This is a genomic window from Dyadobacter luticola (genome assembly GCF_005860805.1).
Lineage (GTDB): Bacteria > Bacteroidota > Bacteroidia > Cytophagales > Spirosomataceae > Dyadobacter > Dyadobacter luticola.
This window is the reverse complement of record NZ_VCEJ01000005.1, coordinates 928903-950706: the sequence shown is the minus strand read 5'-3', so window position 1 is coordinate 950706 and position 21804 is coordinate 928903. Positions and strand designations below refer to the sequence as shown.

17 protein-coding genes are annotated in these 21804 nt (G+C 47.8%); 13 read left to right on the top strand and 4 right to left on the bottom strand.

Annotation, left to right across the window (positions count from 1 at the left end):
* Positions 1-6 precede the first annotated feature (6 nt).
* Both FEN17_RS23090 and FEN17_RS28055 read right to left on the bottom strand, forming a co-directional pair.
* Positions 7-489, bottom strand: coding sequence for a type II toxin-antitoxin system HicB family antitoxin (locus FEN17_RS23090; protein WP_138367734.1), 483 nt, complete (start codon positions 487-489; stop codon positions 7-9).
* Between the two features lie 34 nt (positions 490-523).
* Complete coding sequence (locus FEN17_RS28055) at positions 524-943, bottom strand: hypothetical protein (RefSeq protein WP_229208960.1); 420 nt, start codon at positions 941-943, stop codon at positions 524-526.
* Positions 944-1177: 234 nt separating this feature from the next.
* Between FEN17_RS28055 and FEN17_RS23080 the strand changes: the two genes are divergently transcribed.
* From FEN17_RS23080 to FEN17_RS23060, 5 genes are all read left to right on the top strand, one after another.
* Positions 1178-2281, top strand: coding sequence for a FecR family protein (locus tag FEN17_RS23080; protein ID WP_138367732.1), 1104 nt, complete (start codon positions 1178-1180; stop codon positions 2279-2281).
* Positions 2282-2485: 204 nt separating this feature from the next.
* The gene (locus FEN17_RS23075; RefSeq protein ID WP_138367731.1) at positions 2486-5932 is read left to right on the top strand and encodes a SusC/RagA family TonB-linked outer membrane protein; all 3447 of its coding nucleotides are present in this window, start codon (positions 2486-2488) and stop codon (positions 5930-5932) included.
* Positions 5933-5952: 20 nt separating this feature from the next.
* Positions 5953-7518 carry a SusD/RagB family nutrient-binding outer membrane lipoprotein gene (locus FEN17_RS23070; RefSeq protein ID WP_138367730.1) on the top strand — a complete coding sequence of 522 codons (1566 nt, stop codon included), beginning with the start codon at positions 5953-5955 and terminating at the stop codon, positions 7516-7518.
* A gap of 183 nt (positions 7519-7701) precedes the next feature.
* Complete coding sequence (locus FEN17_RS23065; protein ID WP_138367729.1) at positions 7702-8634, top strand: RraA family protein; 933 nt, start codon at positions 7702-7704, stop codon at positions 8632-8634.
* A gap of 19 nt (positions 8635-8653) precedes the next feature.
* On the top strand, positions 8654-9760 hold the full coding sequence (locus FEN17_RS23060; protein WP_138367728.1) for a bile acid:sodium symporter family protein: 1107 nt from the start codon (positions 8654-8656) through the stop codon (positions 9758-9760).
* 7 nt (positions 9761-9767) lie between these two features.
* Here the strand turns inward: FEN17_RS23060 and FEN17_RS23055 are convergent, their stop codons facing one another.
* Positions 9768-10271, bottom strand: coding sequence for a GNAT family N-acetyltransferase (locus tag FEN17_RS23055; protein WP_138367727.1), 504 nt, complete (start codon positions 10269-10271; stop codon positions 9768-9770).
* A gap of 87 nt (positions 10272-10358) precedes the next feature.
* On the opposite strand from FEN17_RS23055, the gene moeB reads away from it, so the two are divergent.
* From moeB to FEN17_RS23040, 3 genes are all read left to right on the top strand, one after another.
* The gene (gene moeB / locus FEN17_RS23050) at positions 10359-11408 is read left to right on the top strand and encodes a HesA/MoeB/ThiF family protein (protein ID WP_138367726.1); all 1050 of its coding nucleotides are present in this window, start codon (positions 10359-10361) and stop codon (positions 11406-11408) included.
* Between the two features lie 97 nt (positions 11409-11505).
* Entirely contained in the window at positions 11506-12384 is an 879-nt protein-coding gene (locus FEN17_RS23045) for a sulfite exporter TauE/SafE family protein (RefSeq protein ID WP_138367725.1), read from the top strand.
* Positions 12385-12501: 117 nt separating this feature from the next.
* Complete coding sequence (locus FEN17_RS23040; RefSeq protein WP_138367724.1) at positions 12502-12972, top strand: NADH-quinone oxidoreductase subunit A; 471 nt, start codon at positions 12502-12504, stop codon at positions 12970-12972.
* 9 nt (positions 12973-12981) lie between these two features.
* Here FEN17_RS23040 and FEN17_RS23035 read toward each other — a convergent pair whose 3' ends face one another.
* Complete coding sequence (locus FEN17_RS23035; RefSeq protein WP_138367723.1) at positions 12982-13725, bottom strand: hypothetical protein; 744 nt, start codon at positions 13723-13725, stop codon at positions 12982-12984.
* 134 nt (positions 13726-13859) lie between these two features.
* Here FEN17_RS23035 and nuoB point away from each other — a divergent pair, with 134 nt between their 5' ends.
* From nuoB to carB, 5 genes are all read left to right on the top strand, one after another.
* Positions 13860-14429, top strand: a complete 570-nt coding sequence (gene nuoB / locus FEN17_RS23030) for an NADH-quinone oxidoreductase subunit NuoB (protein ID WP_262711597.1) — start codon at positions 13860-13862, stop codon at positions 14427-14429.
* 13 nt (positions 14430-14442) lie between these two features.
* Positions 14443-14985 (top strand): NADH-quinone oxidoreductase subunit C, encoded by a 543-nt coding sequence (locus FEN17_RS23025; protein ID WP_138367722.1) that lies wholly within the window; start codon positions 14443-14445, stop codon positions 14983-14985.
* 106 nt (positions 14986-15091) lie between these two features.
* The gene (locus tag FEN17_RS23020) at positions 15092-16804 is read left to right on the top strand and encodes a hypothetical protein (RefSeq protein WP_138367721.1); all 1713 of its coding nucleotides are present in this window, start codon (positions 15092-15094) and stop codon (positions 16802-16804) included.
* A gap of 60 nt (positions 16805-16864) precedes the next feature.
* Positions 16865-18703, top strand: a complete 1839-nt coding sequence (locus FEN17_RS23015; RefSeq protein WP_138367720.1) for a hypothetical protein — start codon at positions 16865-16867, stop codon at positions 18701-18703.
* 210 nt (positions 18704-18913) lie between these two features.
* Positions 18914-21757: a carbamoyl-phosphate synthase large subunit gene (gene carB / locus FEN17_RS23010; RefSeq protein ID WP_138367719.1), complete on the top strand. Its 2844-nt coding sequence runs from the start codon at positions 18914-18916 to the stop codon at positions 21755-21757.
* The last annotated feature ends 47 nt before the right edge of the window (positions 21758-21804 follow it).

Below are 21804 nucleotides of genomic sequence, written 5' to 3'. Positions count from 1 at the left end.
AGAGTATTAATCATTTGTCTGCTTTCGTCCAAAACAAATAAATTCATCTTCCAAAAGCCATATTCGTGCTTCTTCATAAGAACAACTTTCAAAAACCTTTCTATTTTCTTGCGAAGGATCTGTAATTTCAAATAAATTATTGACAGGCTGCAGAAGCAGGATATAGGGCTTAGTGTGGCTTTCATCAACCCATATTTCGTACCAATTATCCTGTTGTTTTTGATTTAAAATTAAATCGTATCTGCTGGTAAACACCAGGCAAAACTCTAATGTCCGAGTAGAAATCGTAGGGTGGATAGGTGTATTGTCTTCCGAGAGATTTTTCATTAGCTCGGACTTCAAAAAGTTTTGCAAAAATAAATCGAGCGCGTCAAGTGAATTCATCATCACTTCTTCAACTGTCGTTCCCTGAGTTACCACCTCAGCAATTTCCGGAAATGTACCAATTAAAGACTCGTCACCCTGCGATATTTGTAATGTGAAATACATGTTTTAATAATTTTGTTTCTAACTAAAAAATACCTTAAATCACCGTTTCACGAAAGTCCGGCTTTGCTCGGTGCCGTTTTCCAGGCTGACTTTTAACATATAGATGCCAGCTGGCAAATTCTGCACATTCACTTGCTGGTCCTCTCCTTTCGCTTCCAGAACTAAATGCTTCATGAAATGTGTCGTATAAAGTGAAAAGCGGCTCGTGTTTTAGGAATCTCGCACCCTGAACTAATACCATGATACTATCCACCGGCTGCCCATTTTCATCCGTAATCGTCCCGTAAACCGTTGTCGTGCGTTCCAGTTGAAGGGAGCAACTGTGCAGCAGTAATGCCATGATGATGACCAGGGCCAGTTTCCAGGTTTTCAGGAAAACCATTTCAATTTCAAGTAGATGCAGCTGGTGGCTGAATAGGACCAGTGTGACGAGTCTTCTGATGGAGGTGAACATTTACTTCTTTACGGTTTTAGTAATTCTTGATAGCCTGGGAAATTTTACGTCCCCAAACCAACGGAATAGTTTGGTTCAGGAAGAATCCGTTGAACCATCGGCAGTTATGGGTTAACCATCGGCGAAGGTGGCGCGGGGCTGGAAAAAAATTTCGAAAAAATATTTTCGGAAAAAGAGTATTGCCGCAATCAATGTGCATCCTTATAAAAATTAGCCTTCTTTTATTTGCCAGATATGCCGAATTACCGCAATTTTCTTCCGGAGGAGCTCGCTGCTGATACTTCTTTCAGGAAATGGATCTTATTTAATGATCCGGTGCAGGAAGCATTATGGCTCGAATGGCTAGAATTGAATCCGGATAAAACCGATGTAGTCAACAAAGCGAAGGATTTTCTGGCGGTGACCGAGGAGGGTTTCGACCAGATTTCGGATGAGGAAGTGGCCAATGAAATTTACCGGCTTTCGCATGCCATCGGTGAGAAAAAAGCGCAGAAATCGTCGATCTGGATGTGGTTTAAACCAAATTGGTACCACATGGCGGCTTCGGTTTTGCTGCTGATCTTTGCGGGTTGGTGGTTTAACAAGCAAACTACTTCGCAGCAGCAGTCGGACCAGTATAAGGCGATTTTGAGCCAGATCAATGAGCCGCTGGTGGAAGAAAAAAACACGTCGGACAAGGCAAAACTGATCATTCTGGAAGATGGCAGCTCGGTTTTATTACAGCCTGCAAGCCGCATTACCTATCCTAAAAAATTTGAAAGCGGCAAACGCGAGGTGTTTTTAAATGGTGAGGCATTCTTCGAAGTGGCCAAAAATCCTGACAAACCCTTCTATGTATACGCAAGGACTTTGGCGACGAAAGTTTTGGGTACCAGCTTTAAAGTAAGTGCCTTTGACGAGGAGCGCGAGGTGAAGGTGGTGGTGAAAACCGGAAAGGTTTCGGTGTTCCCGATGACCAAAGAAGCGCTGGAAACGCAGCATGCCGACGACAAGCTGGCGGGCATGGTGCTCACGCCAAACCAGCAGATTACCTACGTGGCCGGCGAGCTCCGGCTCACCCGCAGCTTGGTACCCGATCCAAAATTGCTCGAACTGCCCATCCAGCGTCAGTCTTTCGACTTTAAGGGCACGCCGATCACAGAAGTTTTTGAGACGCTTGAAAAGTCCTATGGCGTAAAGATCATTTTTGATGCCGAGGTAATGCAGAATTGCTACCTGACGGCGTCACTGTCTGACGAACCGCTTTTTGAAAAAATAAACCTGATCTGCCGCACGATTGGTGCTGAGTACGAGCAGATGGATGCCAGCATCATTGTGAGCAGCAAAGGTTGCTTTTGAAACGAAATCCTTTCTCCAAAACATAAATAATGTTCCGCTGACGCCTATGATGATATACGATTACTGAATACCTGAAGTGAAAAAGTCGATGATGCTGCAACATCACCGACCCGATTAATCTCCCCCAAGTTTGTTTCGCAACGTGGCGCACTGGGCGCCAAGGGATTTCTTTATGCCAGATTTAAAACCGACAAAATCAAAATTATGTCAAAACCAGTACAATTTCACCATGCTTTACAGAAAATCATGCGCATTACGCTGTATCAAGCCCTGCTCTCCCTCGCCCTCGGCACCATCGTGTATGCCAAAGACGTGCGCGGACAAAGAGTTTTAGAACAAAAAGTGACATTGCGGATTTCCAATGCTGATATCGACAAGGCTTTGGAGAAAATTGAAAGTGCTGCGAAAGTAAAATTCATGTACAACCCGCAGATTTTCAGTAATCAGAAATCAACCTACAAATTCCAGGAAGAGGCGCTCTCGGAGGTTTTGAATAAAATCCTGACTCCTTATAAAGTGACTTACGAAGTGGTGCAGGACCGCATTATCCTCCGCCGCGAGCAGGCACCTGTGCAGGAAGATGCCCCGGCCAGCAAAGTAGCCCCGAAACGTAATGTTACCGGAAAAGTAACTGACGAAACCGGCGCAGGTTTGCCTGGCGTGAGTGTACTTGCAAAAGGTACCCAGCGTGGGACTTCCACTGATACGGATGGAAAATATACACTGGACATCCCGGATGCGGAAGTAGCTACTACCGTATTGGTTTTCAGCTTTGTAGGCTATACTTCTCAGGAAATTACAGTAGGAAATCAAACCGATCTAAGCGTGCAGCTGGCACCGGAAGCGAAAGCTTTGAATGAGGTAGTTGTAACGGCTTTGGGTATTTCCAAAGAGAAAAAAGCACTAGCCTATGCCGTGACGGAAGTAAAAGGGAGCGAGTTTACACAAGCGCGCGAAAACAACGTGGCGAATGCATTGACGGGTAAAATCGCCGGTGTGAATGCGACCGGTATGTCTACCGGACCTGGCGGATCGAGCCGTATCATTATCCGGGGAAATGGATCTTTGGGTGGTAACAACCAGCCTTTGTATGTAATTAATGGTATGCCGATGGATAATAGCGTACCGGGTGGCGGCAATGCTTCGGACGGTAACGGTAACAACACCGACCGCGGTGACGGTATCGGTGGTATCAACCCGGATGACATTGAATCGATCTCTGTTTTGAAAGGCGGCCCGGCTGCGGCGCTTTATGGTGCACGTGCCTCAAACGGTGTGATTTTGATCACGACCAAAAAAGGACGCGCGCAAAAGGGTATTGGTGTGGAGTACAATGGTAACTTCTCGGTCGATAACCTTTCTATCATTCCCGACTGGCAATATGAATTCGGACAAGGTGTGGATGGGGTGAAACCAACTACCCAGACGGAAGCGAAAAGCTCAGGACGTTTGTCTTACGGAGCCAGAATGGACGGCTCGCAGGTGATCCAGTTTGATGGTCAGATGCGTCCCTATTCTCCTCAGAAAGACAATCTGAAAAACTTTTACCGGACTGGTACCAACTACGTCAACTCACTTTCATTTACCGGCGGTACCGAGGTGATCAATTTTCGTTTTGGTTTGAACAATACGAGCTCAAATAGCATTGTGCCTAATTCTTCCTTCAACAGAAGGATCGCCAACCTGAACCTAAATGCGCAGCTGGGTAAAAAGCTGAGCATTGAAACGGTGGTCCAATACAACATTGAAAACGGCCACAACCGTCCGAAAGTAGGTTATGCAGATTACAACCCACACTGGGCTACTTACCTGATCGCCAATACAGTAGATATCAGAAGCCTCTCGCCGGGATACGATGCAACCACCGGAAAAGAAGTAGAATGGAACCCGGTACCCGCTGCGCCGAACCCTTATTTTGTAATTAATAAATTCAAAAACGAGGACCGTAAAAACCGCTTCCTGGGCCAGGCTAACATTAAATACGACATTCTGGAAAACTTCTTTGTCAAAGGAAGCGTGAGCCAGGATTACTACAACTTCAACTATGAATTTATCGTACCGACCAGCAATGCGTATCAGCCGCTGGGCACCTACGAAGCCAAGAAGGTAACTTCTTCGGAAACCAACGGAATGCTCACATTGAACTACTCGAAAGATTTCTCGGATAACTTCAACCTTTCAGCACTGGCAGGTGGTAACATGCAGCGCAGCGTTTACGACCAGACTGCATTCAACGGAGCGGAATTTACGATTCCGGGTTTTTACAGCTTTACCAACCTCGCTACCTCGGCGGTTGTACCTACTTATAATAAGAGCGGCATCAACTCGCTGTTCGGTTCGCTGGATTTGGGTTACAAGGGATTTGCTTACCTGACTGTTTCTGGTCGCCAGGATTGGTTTTCGGTGTTGAACAGCAAGAGCAACAGCATTTTCTATCCTGCTGTGGGTGGTTCTTTCATTCTTTCCGAAGCATTCAGACTGCCTTCTTCTGTAAGTTTTGCAAAAGTCCGCGCTTCCTGGGCGCAGGTGGGTGGTGCCAACGTAGTGCCTTACCAAATCTACCAAAGCTATGCGATGGCCGTGGGTGGTCACAATGGTCGCCCGGTGCAGCAGCTTTCGTCATCAATCATGCCTAACACGGATTTGAAACCGCTTACTTCTACCACTTACGAAGGAGGTATCGAAGCGAAATTCATGCAAAGCCGCCTGGGTATTGACCTGACTTTGTACAACCGGAAGACAACCAATGATATCGTACAAAGCAACATTGCGGTTTCATCGGGTTACACAGCTGCCTTGCTGAACGTGGGTGAGCTGAGCAACAAGGGTGTTGAACTTTTGCTGACTGGCGTGGCGATCAAGGAAAACAATTTTACCTGGGATATCAGCTACAACATGGCTTACAACAAAAGCAAGATCATCAAGCTGGCGGATAACCTGCCTTCTTTGAGCGTGGGAACCGGTGTAGGTGGTGGTTTGATCAACAACGTGGTAGGCGGTACTTATGGTGAGGTTTGGGGTTATAACAAACTGAAAGATGCCAGCGGAAACACTGTTTTCAATACTTCCAGCGGCTATGCAGTGCGCGGTAACCTCGAAAAACTGGGTAATGGTACACCTCCATGGACGATGGGTATCACCAACAATTTTAAATACAAAAACTTCTCGCTGAACATTCTCGTGGATGGTAAGTTCGGAAGCGTGGTGTATTCCAACATGTACCAGTACGCGTATCGTTTTGGTTTGCCAAAAGAAACATTGCCTGGTCGTGAAACCGGCGTAACTGTGACGGGTGTGACGCCTGAGGGTGCTCCTTTTACCAAAACCTGGGCACAGAAAGATGTTGATACCTACTATGACAATGACAAAAACTACACAGGCATTTTCACATTCAACAACGATTTCGTGAAGCTGCGCCAGGTGATCCTGAGCTATAACCTGCCTGTCAACAAAATGTCGATCCTGGGTACCAAGCTGCAATCGGCATCGCTTTCGCTGGTGGGACGTAACCTGCTTTTGCTTTACAAAGACAAGAGAAACAACTATTTCGATCCTGAGTCGAGCTACACCAACGGTAACGCACAAGGTCTGGAAGCGTTCGGTGTGCCCCGTACCCGGAACATTGGTGTGAACCTGTCAGTGAAATTCTAATCATTAACTATCCAGTGAAGATGAAAAAATACTTAAAGCTATTATGCCTGGCCCCGATGGCCTTCTTCATAGCCTCCTGCGACAATGGCTTCGAGGAAATGAATGTGAACCCGAATGCTTCCGTGGAAGTTGTGCCTGGTTTTCTTTTCACCAGGGCCCAGCTGGCCACCGTGAGCAACAATTACACCGGCGCAGCTTACCTGACCATCGGTGGTTCGATGCAGCATTTTGCCACTTATAAAGAGGTACCTGCGGCGGGTGATAAATATTTCAATTACAGCTATTCCAATGCAAGCTGGAACCTGTACGGAGGCACCGATCCTGCTACCCAGGGCGCGGCAATCGATATGGAGCAGATCATTGAAGCGGTAAGTACCAATCCGGCTGACGTGAACAAGCTGTCGGCGGCACGTATCTGGAAAGCTTATATGTATCACCGCCTGACAGACCTTTACGGTGACATTCCTTACTCAGAAGCAGGCAAGGCTTACAGTGAAAAGAACTTTACGCCAAAATACGATACCCAGCAGTCGATCTACGCGGATATGCTGAAAGAGATCGACGAGTCGATTGCAGCTTTTGATGCGACCAAGGCCACATTCGGTAACTCGGACCTGATGTACGGCGGTGATGTGACGAAATGGAAAAAATTCGGTTACTCGCTGATGATGCGTTTGGGTATGCGTTTGACGGAGGTGGATCCTGCTTCGGCTGAAACCTGGGTGAAGAAAGCGATCGCTGGCGGCGTAATCCTGAATGATTCTGACATAGCAACCATCGCTTACGTGGACGGATCGATCACAGCCAGCCGTAACTTCATTGCTGCGGGCTTGATGGGAACGGACTATGTGAACCCGGGCGGCGACAATGTGGAAGGCGGTAAGTTTGCCAAAACATTGATCGACTATCTGAAAACAACCAAAGATCCACGTCTGAATGTGATTTCGATTGTGTGGATACCTTCTGCGGACGGCAAATCTTTCACCGCTGACACGACGACGGCTTTGCAAAAAGGGATGCAGAATGCAGCATTCAACAGTTTGCCGGCCGATTTCAATACGTATTCGGAGCCAAATCCTGCTACGATCCTGAAATACAGCGCACCGCTGCTGGTTTTCACGACGGCTGAAACGCATCTTTTATTGGCAGAAGCCAACCTGAGAGGCTGGTATACTGCCACGACGGCGGAAGCGGAATACAATACCGCGGTAACCTCAGCGATGAAACAGTGGGCTTTGTTCGGTAGTGCAGGATCGATTTCCGACGCGAAAATCGCAGCTTATCTGAAAGCGAACCCATTCAAAACGGCGGGTACATTGGCTGACAAAATGGAGCAGATCGGTACCCAAAAATGGGTAAGTCTTATTTTTGAAGACGAATATGAGATCTTCTCCAACTGGCGTCGCACAGGCTATCCACAACTGACCCCGACGAACTATCCGGGCAACCTGACAGGCGGAAAAATCCCGACGCGTTTTGTGATCCCAGACTCGGAAGAGCAGTATAATCGTGACAATTTTTACGAGGCCCGGACCCGCCAGGGCGGCACCAACACGCTTTCGAGCATGGTTTGGTGGGATAAGTAATTTTTAAAATCTCAGTTCAGGTACGGATTGCGGCGTCAAACCTGCAATCCGTATCTTATTTTTGGGCCTGAAAAAAAATCCTGCACCGGGTGAGGAATTAACCCTCTTTTTTTGTCTTAACACTATAAAACCCCGAATTTTTCATATCCACCCATATCCTGACCGCTAATCATTTTTGTTTTTATGAAAATAAAATTCCTGAATGCCCTCATTATTTCCGCAACGCTTCTGACCGGATTTCACTCGGCCAGTGCGCAAACCATCTCCAAAGAAGAACTAACTTTTCTGACCTCCGAGTGGAAAGGCGAAAGATTTCCGGACGGCCGCCCCAAAATTCCGGACGACCTGGTGCGCCGCGCCAAGGAAATCAACATTGAAGAGGCGTGGGTAGTGATGAAAAACGAAGGTTATAATTCTCAGTTTGAAGGAAACTGGAAAATGGTACACAGCGATGTGGTGATCGCCGGCCGCGCGCTCACCGCGCAGTTTATGCCTTCCCGCCCCGACATTGAAAAGAACATTAAAGACCGCGGCGCCAGAAATGGCCGCATCGGAAATACCAACTCCTGGCCGATCGATATGCTCACAAAAGGCGACGTGTACGTGGCCGATGGTTTTGGGAAAATCGCCGAAGGAACATTGATCGGTGATAATCTCGCGAATTCTATTTATGCCAAATCAGGAAATGGTGTGGTTTTCGACGCCTCTGTGCGTGACCTGGAAGGTTTGTCTAAAATCGAGGGTTTCAATGCATTCGTCCGCGACTTTGATCCTTCTTATCTGAAAGATGAAGTAGTAACCGGTTTAAATGTTCCGATACGTATCGGACGTGCCGTGGTGCTGCCGGGTGATTTGGTTTTGGCTAAAAAAGAGGGCGTCATTTTCGTGCCGGCACATTTGGTAGAGAAAGTGGTAGTGACGGCCGAGTTCATTGCATTGCGTGACAAATTCGGGATTCAAATGCTGAAAGAAGGCAAATACACACCGGGCCAGATCGATAGCCAGTGGTCGGATACATTGAAAAGCGACTTCCTGAAATGGCTCGATAAAAATCCGAACGAGATCCCGATGAAGCGTGCGGACCTGGATGAATATATGAAAAAACGTACCTGGTAATCTTGTAAATCAATTGATTATGAACATTTACAAGATACTTTCCGGCGTGGCAGCATTGTGCCTGCTCGCTGCACTTTTCTTTGCATTGAGTGGAAATTTGCCGGCGGCGGGGCCGTTTTTTATCGGCTTCTTTTTAGCGCTGGCGGTGAGTTTCAGAGGTTATGATAAACTGAAAGGTTTTACCTACACCACCGTCATTTTTGCGGCAGTGACCACCGCATTGTACTATCCTCAATATTTCCTGACCGTCGGCGAATTCAAATTGTCGACATTGATCACGCCGCTGATCCAGATCATCATGTTTGGTATGGGCACGTCCATGAGTTTCGGGGATTTTGTGGGGGTTGTAAAAATGCCCAAAGGTGTGCTGATCGGCGTTTTCAGCCACTTTATCATCATGCCGAGCATTGGGTTTACACTGGCTAACCTGAGTGGGTTTCCACCTGAAATAGCCGCCGGAATTATCCTGATCGGCTGCTCGCCCAATGGTATGGCGTCGAATGTAATTTCTTATTTGGCCAAAGCAAACCTGGCACTTTCGATTACGATCACCGCCATTTCGACCATGCTTGCGCCGCTGGTAACTCCGATATTAATGAGCTTCCTGGCTGGTGCATTTGTGAAAATCGACACGCTGCACATGATGTGGGACATTGTCAAAATGGTAATTATTCCAATCGGCGCGGGGCTCGTTTTCAATAAGTTATTCAGCGGAAAAGTGAAGTGGCTCGACGCTGCGATGCCGCTGATTTCAATGGGCGGGATTGCATTCATTATTGTTATCATCACCGCCGCCGGCCGCGACAGCCTGCTGACGATCGGCCCAACATTGCTGCTGCTGGTTTTGATCCACAATTTATCGGGGTATACCCTCGGCTACTGGTCGGGACGGTTATTCAAAATGAGCGAGCGCGATTGCCGCACGATCGCTATCGAAGTAGGGATGCAAAATGGCGGCCTGGCTTCGGGTATCGCCAAAGAAATGGGAAAAATGGCTACTGTGGGCCTGGCCCCCGCCATCTTCGGCCCGCTGATGAACATTACCGGATCAATCCTCGCCTCGTGGTGGCAAAGCAAGCCGACGGGCGATGAGGAAACTTATGTGGAAACCGGGCGGGCGCATTAGGCCCGCCTCAATCTTCTTCCAGAAGCAACTGCATGAAAACCAGATCAAGCCACTGGTCGAATTTGAAGCCTACTTCTTTGAGGTAGCCTTTTTCAACAAAGCCGTATTTTTTGTGAAACTCGATGCTGCCACGGTTGGCGGCATCGATTCCACCAATCATGGTGTGGATGCCTGATTCCTTGGCACGCTGGATCAAACTTCCCAGCAGCTTCCCGCCCACGCCCATCCCGCGCGATTTTTCGTCGAGATAAATGGAATGTTCGACGCTGAATTTATAACCGATTTTGGGGCGGAAAATGTTGTACGACCCATAACCGATCACAACGCCTTCCAACTCTGCAACGATCACAGGCATACCATCGTTGAACATTTGGGTCAGCCAGGCTTGCTGCTGCTCCAATGTTCGGGGTTCGTAATCGTAAATGGCGGTGGTATTCAGAATGGCATGATTGATAATGTCGAGCAGAGAAGGCAGATCCTTGGGAGCGGCGCTTCTGATAATAAGATCCATCAAAGTAATGCAGGCGTTGTCAGGTTAATAAACAGGGTTAAAGTTACCCGATAATTTAATAGATTCGTCAGGATAACCAAAATCACCATGCTGGAAAAGCAGGAGCGAAAACGATATAGCAGGCAAATTCTTCTTCCGGAAATGGGTTTGTCGGGTCAGGAAAAGTTGAAGGCCGCCAAGGTGCTGGTAGTCGGCGCGGGTGGCCTGGGATGTCCGGTTTTGCAATATCTTGCGGCGGCCGGCGTGGGCGCGATTGGGATCGTAGACGATGACCTCGTTGATATCACCAATCTGCACCGGCAAATTCTTTATACTTCCGGAGATATTGGTCAGAATAAGGCACTTACCGCCGCGGAAAAACTTTCAGCATTAAATCCTTTCGTAAAAATCACTCCCTACCCCGTCAGGTTATCAGAAGAAAATGCAGAAACAATCCTGAAAAATTACGACCTGATCATCGACGGCTCCGATAATTTTATCACCCGCTACCTCGTCAATGATTTTTGTATAAAGCTCGGCAAGCCTTTTGTTTTCGGCTCAATTTTGAGGTTCGAAGGCCAGGTATCCGTATTTAACTTTCAAAACGGCCCGACTTACCGCTGCCTTTTCCCGGATTTCAGCGAAGAAGATAACTGCGCCGAAGCCGGTGTAATCGGAATTCTACCCGGCATGATCGGAACCTACATGGCCAACGAGGCAATTAAAGTCATCACCGGCATCGGCGAGCCACTTTCGGGAAAATTATTAGTGATCAATGCACTGACTAATACAACTTCGATTTTTCAGTTTTCAAGATCTGTAAATGCAGGAGCAGCTGCGAATTTTCAAGTGCAAGAGCCAGAACCAACTCCAAAACCATCGGTATCCGAAATTTCCTGGGAAGCATTTGAATCCCTCCAACAAGCCCACCCCGAAAAAGTCGAGCTCATCGACGTCCGCGAGCCGCACGAATTTGAAGCTGATGGTTTTGGTGGTGTTAACATCCCACTTTCAGAGATTCCGGATCATTTGCATTCTTTCGCTGCTGGTAAGACGGTTATTTTTTATTGCAATACTGGAAAACGAAGTTTGCGAGCTGCGACATTATTGGTGGAAAGCGGTTTTGAGGGGCAAAGTTTTTGGGGGCAGAATTGGTAGGAATCGATTTTGTTGGTCAAATTTTAATAATCTATTAATTACGTAGATTAAATAGTTTTCGTAGTTTTGTCACCTTCGTGATTTAAAACCGGAAACAATGCTTGCTAAGGTCCTTTCCCTCAAATTGCCCGCGTCGCCATTTTGGTATGCTATTCCTGCTGCAATCGTTTTGCTGCTGGGGATATTTATTTTAAATGGTACTATTGCAATTCATAGTGAGGATGTTACCAGCTTTTTGACAGGCGATTTTTTCCTGTATCTTTTGGTAGGCTTAGGCGCTCAGCTCGTTGACGGTGCTTTGGGGATGGCTTATGGCGTCACGTCGAATTCTTTTTTGCTGTCGCTAGGTGTGACTCCGGCCGTCAGCAGTGCGAGTGTCCATTTTGCCGAAATGTTTACCACTGGCGCCTCTGCAATCTCACATTTCCGGTTTAAAAATATCAATAAAAAACTCTTCAAAAGCCTGCTGATACCCGGCGTAATTGGCGCGATTGTCGGTGCATACCTGCTCTCTGACGTGATCGACGGGAATTTCATAAAACCTTTTATCGCATTTTACATGCTGATCCTCGGCGTGATCATCATCCGCAAGGCGCTTCATAAAAACATTACGAAAAACAAGACGAAAAATATCAGCGTGCTGGCCACTGCGGGCGGATTTCTGGATTCGATCGGTGGCGGTGGCTGGGGGCCAATTGTAACTTCTACGCTACTCGGTCAGGGCCGCGACCCGAGGTATACCATCGGCTCGGTGAATGCTGCCGAATTTGCCGTGGCGTTTTCGAGCGGGATTACTTTCATGCTTTTTAATGGTATCAGCAACTGGCAGGTGGTTTTAGGACTGATTGTCGGCGGTGTGATTGCGGCTCCTTTTGGCGCGATGCTAGTTGGGAAGATCAAACGCAAGCCTTTAATGCTGATCGTCGGTGTGCTGGTGATCGGGCTGAGCATTCGCACCATTCTTCTTAGTATCTGATTTTTATCTTATAGCTTCAATACGCCAAATCGAATCTGAATTGTCCACGTGATTTTCCGACTCTTTAAGGCATTTCAACAGACTTAATCCTTAGTTTTGCAGGAAACAAGTCAACCAATGCTCTCAGACTTCGGGTACATTCTGCTTTTCGTTATTGCCGGCCTGGTATTACTTGGCGTGGTGTTAACGGTTGCAAAATTCCTGCGTCCCGACAACCCGAATGAAGAGAAACTCACCACTTACGAGTCCGGTGAAGATCCGCTGGGGAATGCCAACATTCAGTTTAATGTACGCTTTTACGTTGTAGCACTGGTATTTGTGCTGTTTGAGGTGGAGCTGCTGTTTTTGTTTCCCTGGGCGATTGTCTTTGGGAATGAAGAACTAATCGAACAAACCAATGGTCAGTGGGGCTGGTTTGCGATGGCAGAGATGACCGTTTTTATCGGGATCCTTATTTTTGGCCTGGCCTACGCCTGGGCAAAAGGTTACCTTGACTGGGTAATCCCAAAACCACAAATACCGGAAATCAAATCTCCGGTACCTGCCGATTTATATAAAAAAGTGAACGAGCGCTATCAGAAAAAGTAGCGCGAGGGATCAATGCATCCCTCCCCATTTTTTCATTCCCGCTTTTGGAAAAAATACCAGCCCGATCTGCACATAAACCTGGTTTACTTTCAGGTTGCCCAAATCGCTGACAGTCACATTTTCTCCCTTCCATTTTCTTTTTCCCAGCAAAGGCTGGTGGTAGGTAGCTTTGGCGCTCAGGTAAACTTTTTCATTGAATTTTGGCATAAAATTCATTTTGTAATCCACCCCGATACCTCCGTGCAGGTTGACATTCCCGGTATATAACCGCACCGCCTGAAACGCCGACGGATTGCTCACTACCTGCGCCATCGTGGCCGTTCCATTGCTTTTAATGTTGAGCCGGTACAGCATCAAATCGACACCGATGGGAATTGTAACATTCCACCGGTCGCTGTTGACCAGCTTTGGCCCGCCGTCGGTACCGATGCCTATACCATTGAGATAGGCTTTTTTCTCGTCCTTATCCGTGGTATAGTTGGTACTGTTCATCAGGATCAGTCTTCCTTCCGAAAACCATTTTTCCGATTCCGTGCGACGGGCCAGCACGAGCGAGCCCATAAAAGAAGTAAAAGGTTTGATCTGCAATCTCGAAAGTTGCTCCCGGATCACTTTGTTGTTGGGCAGCAACCCAAATTCTGCGTAGAGCCCCATGCCGCTTTTAAAAATCCTGACCGTGCTATCGGCTTGTGCCTGGGCAAATCCAAATGTCAATAAAAGGAATGCGAGGCTGAGAAGTAGCTTATTTTTCATAAAGTAACTGTTAATGAAATTGGTTTGTAATGGTGTGCTGAAACGCTTTCTTGCCAATTATGGTTATTTTTGCAGCAATAGGCGCAGCTATTGCAGGCAATATCTGTACCAATGTTTTCTTCCCGAAAAAATCCATGAGTGAACGAGCAAAGACCGGTGATGGTGGTATTATCCTGACCAACGCGGAAGACCTGATGAACTGGGCGAGGTTATCCTCTTTATGGCCGATGGGCTTCGGTCTGGCATGCTGCGCTATTGAGATGATGGCTACTTACGCTTCCAATTATGACCTGGAACGTTTCGGCATTATGCCACGGCCTTCCCCGCGGCAGTCGGATGTGATGATTGTGGCCGGTACGGTAACATTTAAAATGGCCGACCGGATCAGGAGACTTTACGAACAAATGCCGGAACCAAGATATGTGATCTCGATGGGCAGCTGCTCTAACTGCGGCGGACCTTACTGGGAACACGGTTATCACGTGGTAAAAGGCGTGGACCGGATTATTCCCGTAGATGTATATGTTCCGGGATGCCCGCCACGACCAGAAGCTTTGATCGGTGGGTTTATGAAATTGCAGGAAAAGATCAGGAATAAGAACATTCCGGCACCTGCACTTTTTCTTGAGATGGAAGCCGGGCAGACAAGCGTTAAACAGACAGTAGATGTGGAAAAAGAAGCGGATCAGACTGTAACAGTATAATCTTCAAGAATTTATGAATTTTCAGGAGATCACAGAGCTGGTCGTTCCCCAATTTCCCGATCTGGCGATTGAAACAGATACGAAAAATCCGCAGCCTGCGCTGGTGGTCCCGGTGCAGCAAGTTGCTGTGATTTGCCAGTTCTTATATGAAGATGAAAGGCTTTATTTTGACCACCTCGCCTGCATCACTTCCATTGACAACGGCCCGGCAGCTGCGACGATGGAGCTGATCTACAACCTGACTTCCATCCCCTACCAGGTTGACCTGACATTAAAAACTATTTTCCCAAGAAATCCGGAGGGTGCTCCCCTGCCTGTCGCTCCTACGGTATCACACATCTGGCGCACAGCCGACTGGCACGAGCGTGAGGCATTTGACCTCATGGGCATCCATTTTGAAGGCCACCCCGACCTCCGCCGCATTTTACTGCCCGAGGACTGGGACGGACATCCTTTGCGCAGAGATTTCGTTGTCCAGGACCGGTATCACGGCATTTATGTTCGTTATGAGGATGGTAACTCTGCCCCGCTCAGCACCGACGCCGACAGGATTTAAGCATTTGATTTGGTAAAATTGCACCTGCACGGAAATAAGCAGGACAAATTTGGTAGCGTGAAAAAGGCTCGTTATTTTTCGTTATCATTTTTTAATAGCCAGGTGCATGCGCTTCATCATTTTGACCATCCTTTTATCGGGAATACTTGCTACTTCATACGCTGAGACCGACTCTTTGATCATTAAAGGCCGGATCCAAAATCTTAGCGGAAGGCTTTACAGACAAGCTTCCTTTATAAATTTCTCACGCAACAACATTCTCCAACCGCAATCGGAGCTGAGTAAACAGGCGCCGCTCGAACCGGATGGCAGTTTTCGCCTATCCTTGCCGATGCTTTTTTCGCAGGAAGAAATTTACCTCGATTACGGCGGCAGGGCATTTGCGACTTTTCTTGGATCACCTGGCACTGTGGAAATCACGTTTAATGGTGACTCTATCGGCAAGGCCAAGAAGCTTTTCTTTTTTGCCGGGGTCAATGCAGATGCCAATAACCAGTATCCATTATATGTAGATGCGGAAAATAAAATCGCCGAATCGAACAAAGCCGTTGCTTCTTCCCTGATATCTAACTCCAAAGACCTGCTCGGCCCTAATTTTTTTAAAAGTTTCTGGCAAAGAGGCACGCCTGAGGCGAAGTCGCTGGTGAAATCACGGGAACAATTGCGGCTCTCGGCCTTGCAGAACATTTCCCAAAACGCCATGCTATCGCCGGTTTTATTTCAATGGGTGAAATCCATCACGGATGAGGAAGGCTTGCAGCTGATGTATGAGCATGCCATGGGTACGGATTATGTTGTTCCAAAAGATTTGCTGGATAGTCTGGAAAAACTAAAAAACCCGCCGCTCACCGGCCAGCGCGTGATCTGGGCCAACCGCTTCGGTAACTATGCCGACATCATTGTTGGTAACCGTAAGATATCTAATCCCGCCCGGGTTAATTCCCTGCCAGTAAGGCTTATGTCGACATTAATCCGAAATAATGCCGTCAATCTTACGCCCGACGAGCGCCAGCATCTTGATAACATTACTGCCAATGGCCTGACCGAAAAAGGGGAGCTGGATTTCATGAATAAGCTTTTTGCAAAAAATGAAATGGTGCTCAACCTGCTCTTCAATTTTGAGCGGGAAAACCGGATCTATGGCGAAGTATTCGACAGCACGGCTACCGAATTTTTGAAAGTGCGGTACCTGGCAAAAAACATGTACAAGTTTACTTACCCGCAGCAGTTGGTCCTCAATAAATACATTCAATCCCGGACTGGCCTGCCGCAATTCCGGCAATCACTGGACGAAATTGTGGCGCTGGAAGTTCGTGACAGCGCGGATATCCGGAAGATCATTAATTTCAAAGACGTCCGCACCGATCCCGCGGAAGCATTGCCGGGTTACTGGCTGGCAGCATCGAACGACCGTGGCACTTCGTGGTTTAACCGTGTTTTGGATACATACAAAGGGAAAACGGTGTACCTCGCCAAATGGAACATTGAAGATCCGAAAAGTCGGGAAGAGCTGGATTTTATTCCCGCCTTGCAGGCCAGCCTGCCCGAAGACGTGGTTTTTCTGTACGTGCACCTGGCCGATGAAGAAAATAATACTTCCGAGCAGCTGCTCCGGCAGTACATTGTGCGGCACAAGCTGAAAGGAACCCACTTATTTTTGAACAATGACCAGGTGATGGACATGCTTTTCAGGCTTAATCCGCTGGATACCGGTACTTTTGCGCTGATCAGGCCCAATGGAAAATTTGCCATGAAAAATGCTTCGCCGCCGAGTGCGCGCGAAAAAACAGTCCAGGCGATCCTGCAAGCCGGAAACTAGGCTATATCTGATACTACTCCGTTTACGTTAAGTTTCTTGGTTTGGAATTTGGATGGCCCGATGTGTAAATATTTACTGTTGCTGATGTTGGTTTCCGGTTTTGCTTCGGCTCAAAATCCCGACAGTAAGATCGCATACAGGCGCGACAGTATCCGGTACACCAACCTGAAAGCCCGGATGTCGAAAACCAAATTCTCCCGGGCAGTTTACCGCCTGTTTTTCAGGGATGTGTATAACCAGGGAAAAGTTTCGGAGGTGAAGGCGATTGAGACCAATCCTTTTACGCCCTACGAGGGCATGGTGATCCGCAAGATCTACATCCGCCAGCTCGACATTCTCGGTGAATCGGTATACGATACCACCCGGACCGGCAACCGGCTCCAACGATTTCTTAGTAAAAACCTCCATACCAACACGCGGGAGGGCATTATCCGAAAATCTTTCCTGCTTTTTTCCGAAGGCGACGACATCGAGGCGCGGGTGCTGAAAGATAATGAGCGGCTCTTGCGATCCAACAAAACCATCACCGATGCGAGGATTATTGTAATTCCCCGCAAAGACGTGACCTGGATGGCCGACGTGGTCGTACTCGTGCAGGACGCCTGGTCGATTGTGGTGGGTGGAAGTTTCAGCTCTTTCAACAAGCTGAGCGCCAAGGTGGAAGATATCAATGTTCGTGGTACCACCCATTCTCAGCTGACGGCAGTGCGCTGGGATGCCAAAGATTCGATCCGGAAATTTCAGTTCAGGACCATTTATACGGTGCCTTATATTGGTAAAACCTTCATCACCGGGCAGGCCAGCTTTATTTTTGAAAGAGACATTAAAGATCAATCTGTCCGATTTTACCGGCGGTTTTTAACCAATGAAACCAAATACGCCGGTGCCGTGGATGTTGGGCATACAACCCTGCTGCAAAACAAGCGAAAGATTGACAGTACCGACGTTCAGATACCGCTGTATCCTGCTGAATTTCAATATTATGATGTATGGCTGGGGCGATCATTTAAGTATCCTTTCCCAAACAGCCGACTCGCCCAAAACTCCCGGATCGTCGTCGCGGCGCGACATAACAGGTACCGTTTCCTCGACCGGCCCGCAGTTTCACCGGATATGAATAAGATTTACTGGAACCGCTCCGCGACATTGATCAGTCTTGGCTTTTCAAACCGTAATTACAAGCGCGACGTATTGATCTATGGCTTTGGACGGACGGAGGACGTTCCGGTGGGTAGCTTGTTCGCTTTGACGCTCGGGCAGGAAAATACGGAGTTTGGGCAGCGCGGCTACGGCGGGATCCAGTATGCGGTCGGGAAATATCTCTCTCATAATCTGGGGTATATGTACGGTGTCGCCAATGTGGGATCGTATTCCAAAAACGGGCGCGCGCAGCAGGGTGTGATCAGCAGTCAGCTCAACTACATCAGCAACCTGATCCCTTTCAATTACAGTTTCTTCCGCCAATTCCTCACGATCCGCTACACCCACGGTATCCGGCGTGATTCAGTGGATTATCTCAACATTAGTAATGATCAGGGTATTCGCGGCATTAATAATGACCAGCTGATTGGCACAAAAAGAATTACCGTAGGCACCGAAACCGTCTTTTTCTCTGACAAAAGCTTGCTCGGGTTCCGGATCGCCTATTTTGTTTTTGCAGATATCGGGCTGGTCAATGCGGTAAACTCGATCTGGTCGGGGCCTTTGTACCAGGGATATGGGCTGGGATTGCGGCTTCGAAACGAGAATTTAACATTCAACACCCTGCAACTCAGGATTGGTTATTATCCCAATCTTCCCAACAACTCCTCTCCTTTCCGCTTCGGGGCAAATGGTAATGTTCCGCTGCGCCTGCGTGACTTTGATACCTCGGCCCCGTCGATCGTGCCGCTGCAATAATCGCCGCTTTTTATTTTATATCAATCTGGCAATCAGATCAATGATGTAGTAATTCTAAATTTTTGATGTTATTTCAATCCTCCCGCCCTTCTTTTTCGAAGATGTGGATTAACTTTGTGGAATTTTTGGACGTACCCCTGCTCAAAAACGAGAGGCAACCCAAAAGTTGTTAATAGTTTTTCCTTCATATATCCACAAATACCATTTACTGTGCCCAAAAATACGAATATCAAATCCATTCTAATTATCGGTTCAGGTCCTATCGTTATCGGTCAGGCGTGCGAGTTTGACTATGCGGGTTCTCAGGCAGCACGTTCGCTGCGCGAGGAAGGGATCGAGGTGGTGCTCATTAACTCCAATCCGGCAACCATCATGACGGATCCCATCAGTGCGGATCACGTGTACCTGCTGCCGCTGGAAAAGAAATACATCGTTGAAATCCTGGAAAAGCACAAAGCGCTGGGCAGGCCTATCGACGCGGTACTTCCGACCATGGGCGGACAAACTGCGCTAAACCTGGCAATCGACTGCGATAAAGCCGGGATTTGGAAAAAATATGAAGTTGATATCATTGGTGTTGACATTAAAGCCATCGAAACCACGGAGGACAGGGAGAAATTCCGTCTGAAAATGCTGGAACTGGGCGTGAATGTCTGCGAAGGCCGCACTGCACGCTCGTTTTTGGAAGGTAAAGAAATTGCCCAGGAAATCGGCTTTCCGCTGGTGATCCGTCCTTCATTTACGTTGGGTGGTACCGGTGGCGGATTTGTGGAAAAGGAAGAGGATTTTGATAAAGCACTAAATAATGGTCTGCACGCATCGCCGGTACATGAAGTACTGGTAGAACAAAGCGTGATGGGCTGGAAAGAATACGAGCTGGAACTGCTCCGCGACGGAAACGGTAACTTCATCATTATCTGTTCCATCGAGAATTTCGACCCGATGGGCGTGCATACCGGCGACAGCATCACTGTGGCCCCGGCCATGACATTACCTGATACTTTGTACCAGCAAATGCGCGACCTGGCCATCAAAATGATGGACGGGATCGGCAAGTTTGCGGGTGGATGTAATGTACAGTTTTCAGTGAACCCGGCTGACGATAAAATCATTGCGATTGAAATTAACCCGCGGGTTTCTCGCTCTTCGGCCCTGGCTTCAAAAGCAACCGGCTATCCGATCGCGAAAATTGCTGCGAAAATGGCAATTGGCTACAATCTTGATGAGCTGATTAACCCGATCACCGGCAGTACTTCTGCATTCTTCGAGCCTTCTATCGACTACGTGATCGTGAAGGTACCGCGCTGGAATTTTGATAAATTCAAAGGCGCCGATCGCTCGCTGGGCTTGCAGATGAAATCGGTTGGTGAAGCGATGGGGATCGGCCGTAACTTCCAGGAAGCATTGCAAAAAGCTTGTCAATCGCTGGAAATTCGCAGAAACGGATTGGGAGCAGACGGACGCGAGCTGCGCGACCAGGAGGCGATCAAACATAGTTTGAAACACCCTAGCTGGGACAGACTTTTCCACATTTACGACGCCTTCAAAATCGGCTTGTCTTTCAAAACCATTCAGAACCTGACCAAAATCGACTCGTGGTTCCTGCGCCAGATTGAGGAAATGATCGAAATGGAGCATGAAATCGAGAAATTTGATCTCGAAGACCTGCCGCGCGAGTTGTTGCTGACTGCCAAACAAAAAGGCTACGCCGACCGTCAGATCGCACATTTGCTGAATACCAAAGAAAGCAAGGTTTACGACAAGCGTATCAGCCTGGGAATCAACCGGGTTTACAAATGTGTAGATACCTGTGCTGCTGAATTTGAAGCAAAAACGCCTTATTACTACTCGACATTTAATTCCTCACAGGAATTTCCGGATAACGAATCGATTGTAAGCGACCGCAAAAAAGTGGTGGTGCTGGGTTCCGGGCCAAACCGGATCGGACAGGGAATCGAGTTCGACTACTCTTGCGTACATGGTGTACTCGCAGCCAAAGAAGCTGGCTACGAGACCATTATGATTAACTGCAACCCTGAAACGGTTTCGACGGATCCGGATATTTCGGATAAGCTATACTTCGAGCCTGTTTTCTGGGAGCACGTTTTCGACATTATCCAGCACGAAAAACCGGAAGGTGTAATCGTGCAGCTGGGCGGGCAAACTGCCTTGAAAATGGCTGAAAAACTGGACAAATATGGTATCAAAATTATCGGTACCAGCTATCATTCACTTGACTGGGCTGAGGACCGCGGCCGCTTCTCTTCACTTCTGGAAGAACTCGGAATTCCTTTCCCGAAATTCGGTACCGTCCGCACTTCTGATGCTGCCGTAGAACTTTCGCGCAAGCTGGGCTTCCCGCTGCTGGTTCGTCCAAGCTACGTTTTGGGTGGACAGAGCATGAAAATTGTGATCAACGAAAAGGAAATGGAGCAGCACGTGGTGAAAATCCTGCACGACATTCCCGATAACAACATTCTCCTCGACCACTTCCTCGAAGGCGCGCTCGAAGCCGAAGCCGATGCAATCTGCGACGGCGAAGACGCTTACATTATTGGTGTGATGGAGCACATTGAGCCAGCAGGTATCCACTCCGGCGACTCACACGCAGCATTGCCGCCTTTCGACCTGACAGAAGATGAAATTCGCCAGATTGAAGAACATACCCGCAAAATTGCCCTGGCAATGAATGTTCGCGGTTTGATCAATGTGCAGTTTGCGGTAAAAAATGGCGTGGTATATGTGATCGAGGCAAACCCGAGAGCTTCACGTACCGTACCATTTATCTGCAAAGCCTACCAGGAACCTTATGTTAATTATGCGACGAAGCTGATGCTGGGTGACAAAAAGGTGAAAGATTTTGATTTCAAGCCGGTGAAAAAAGGCTGGGCGATCAAGATCCCGGTTTTCTCTTTCAGCAAATTCCCGAATGTGAACAAAGAACTGGGACCTGAAATGAAATCGACGGGTGAAGCAATTTACTTCATCGACGATTTACAGGACGATTTCTTCCAGCGGATTTACGGCGAAAGAAACATGTACATGAGCAGATAATCAGCAGGTCAATAAAGAAAAAGCAGCCGGCACCCAAAAGGTGCCGG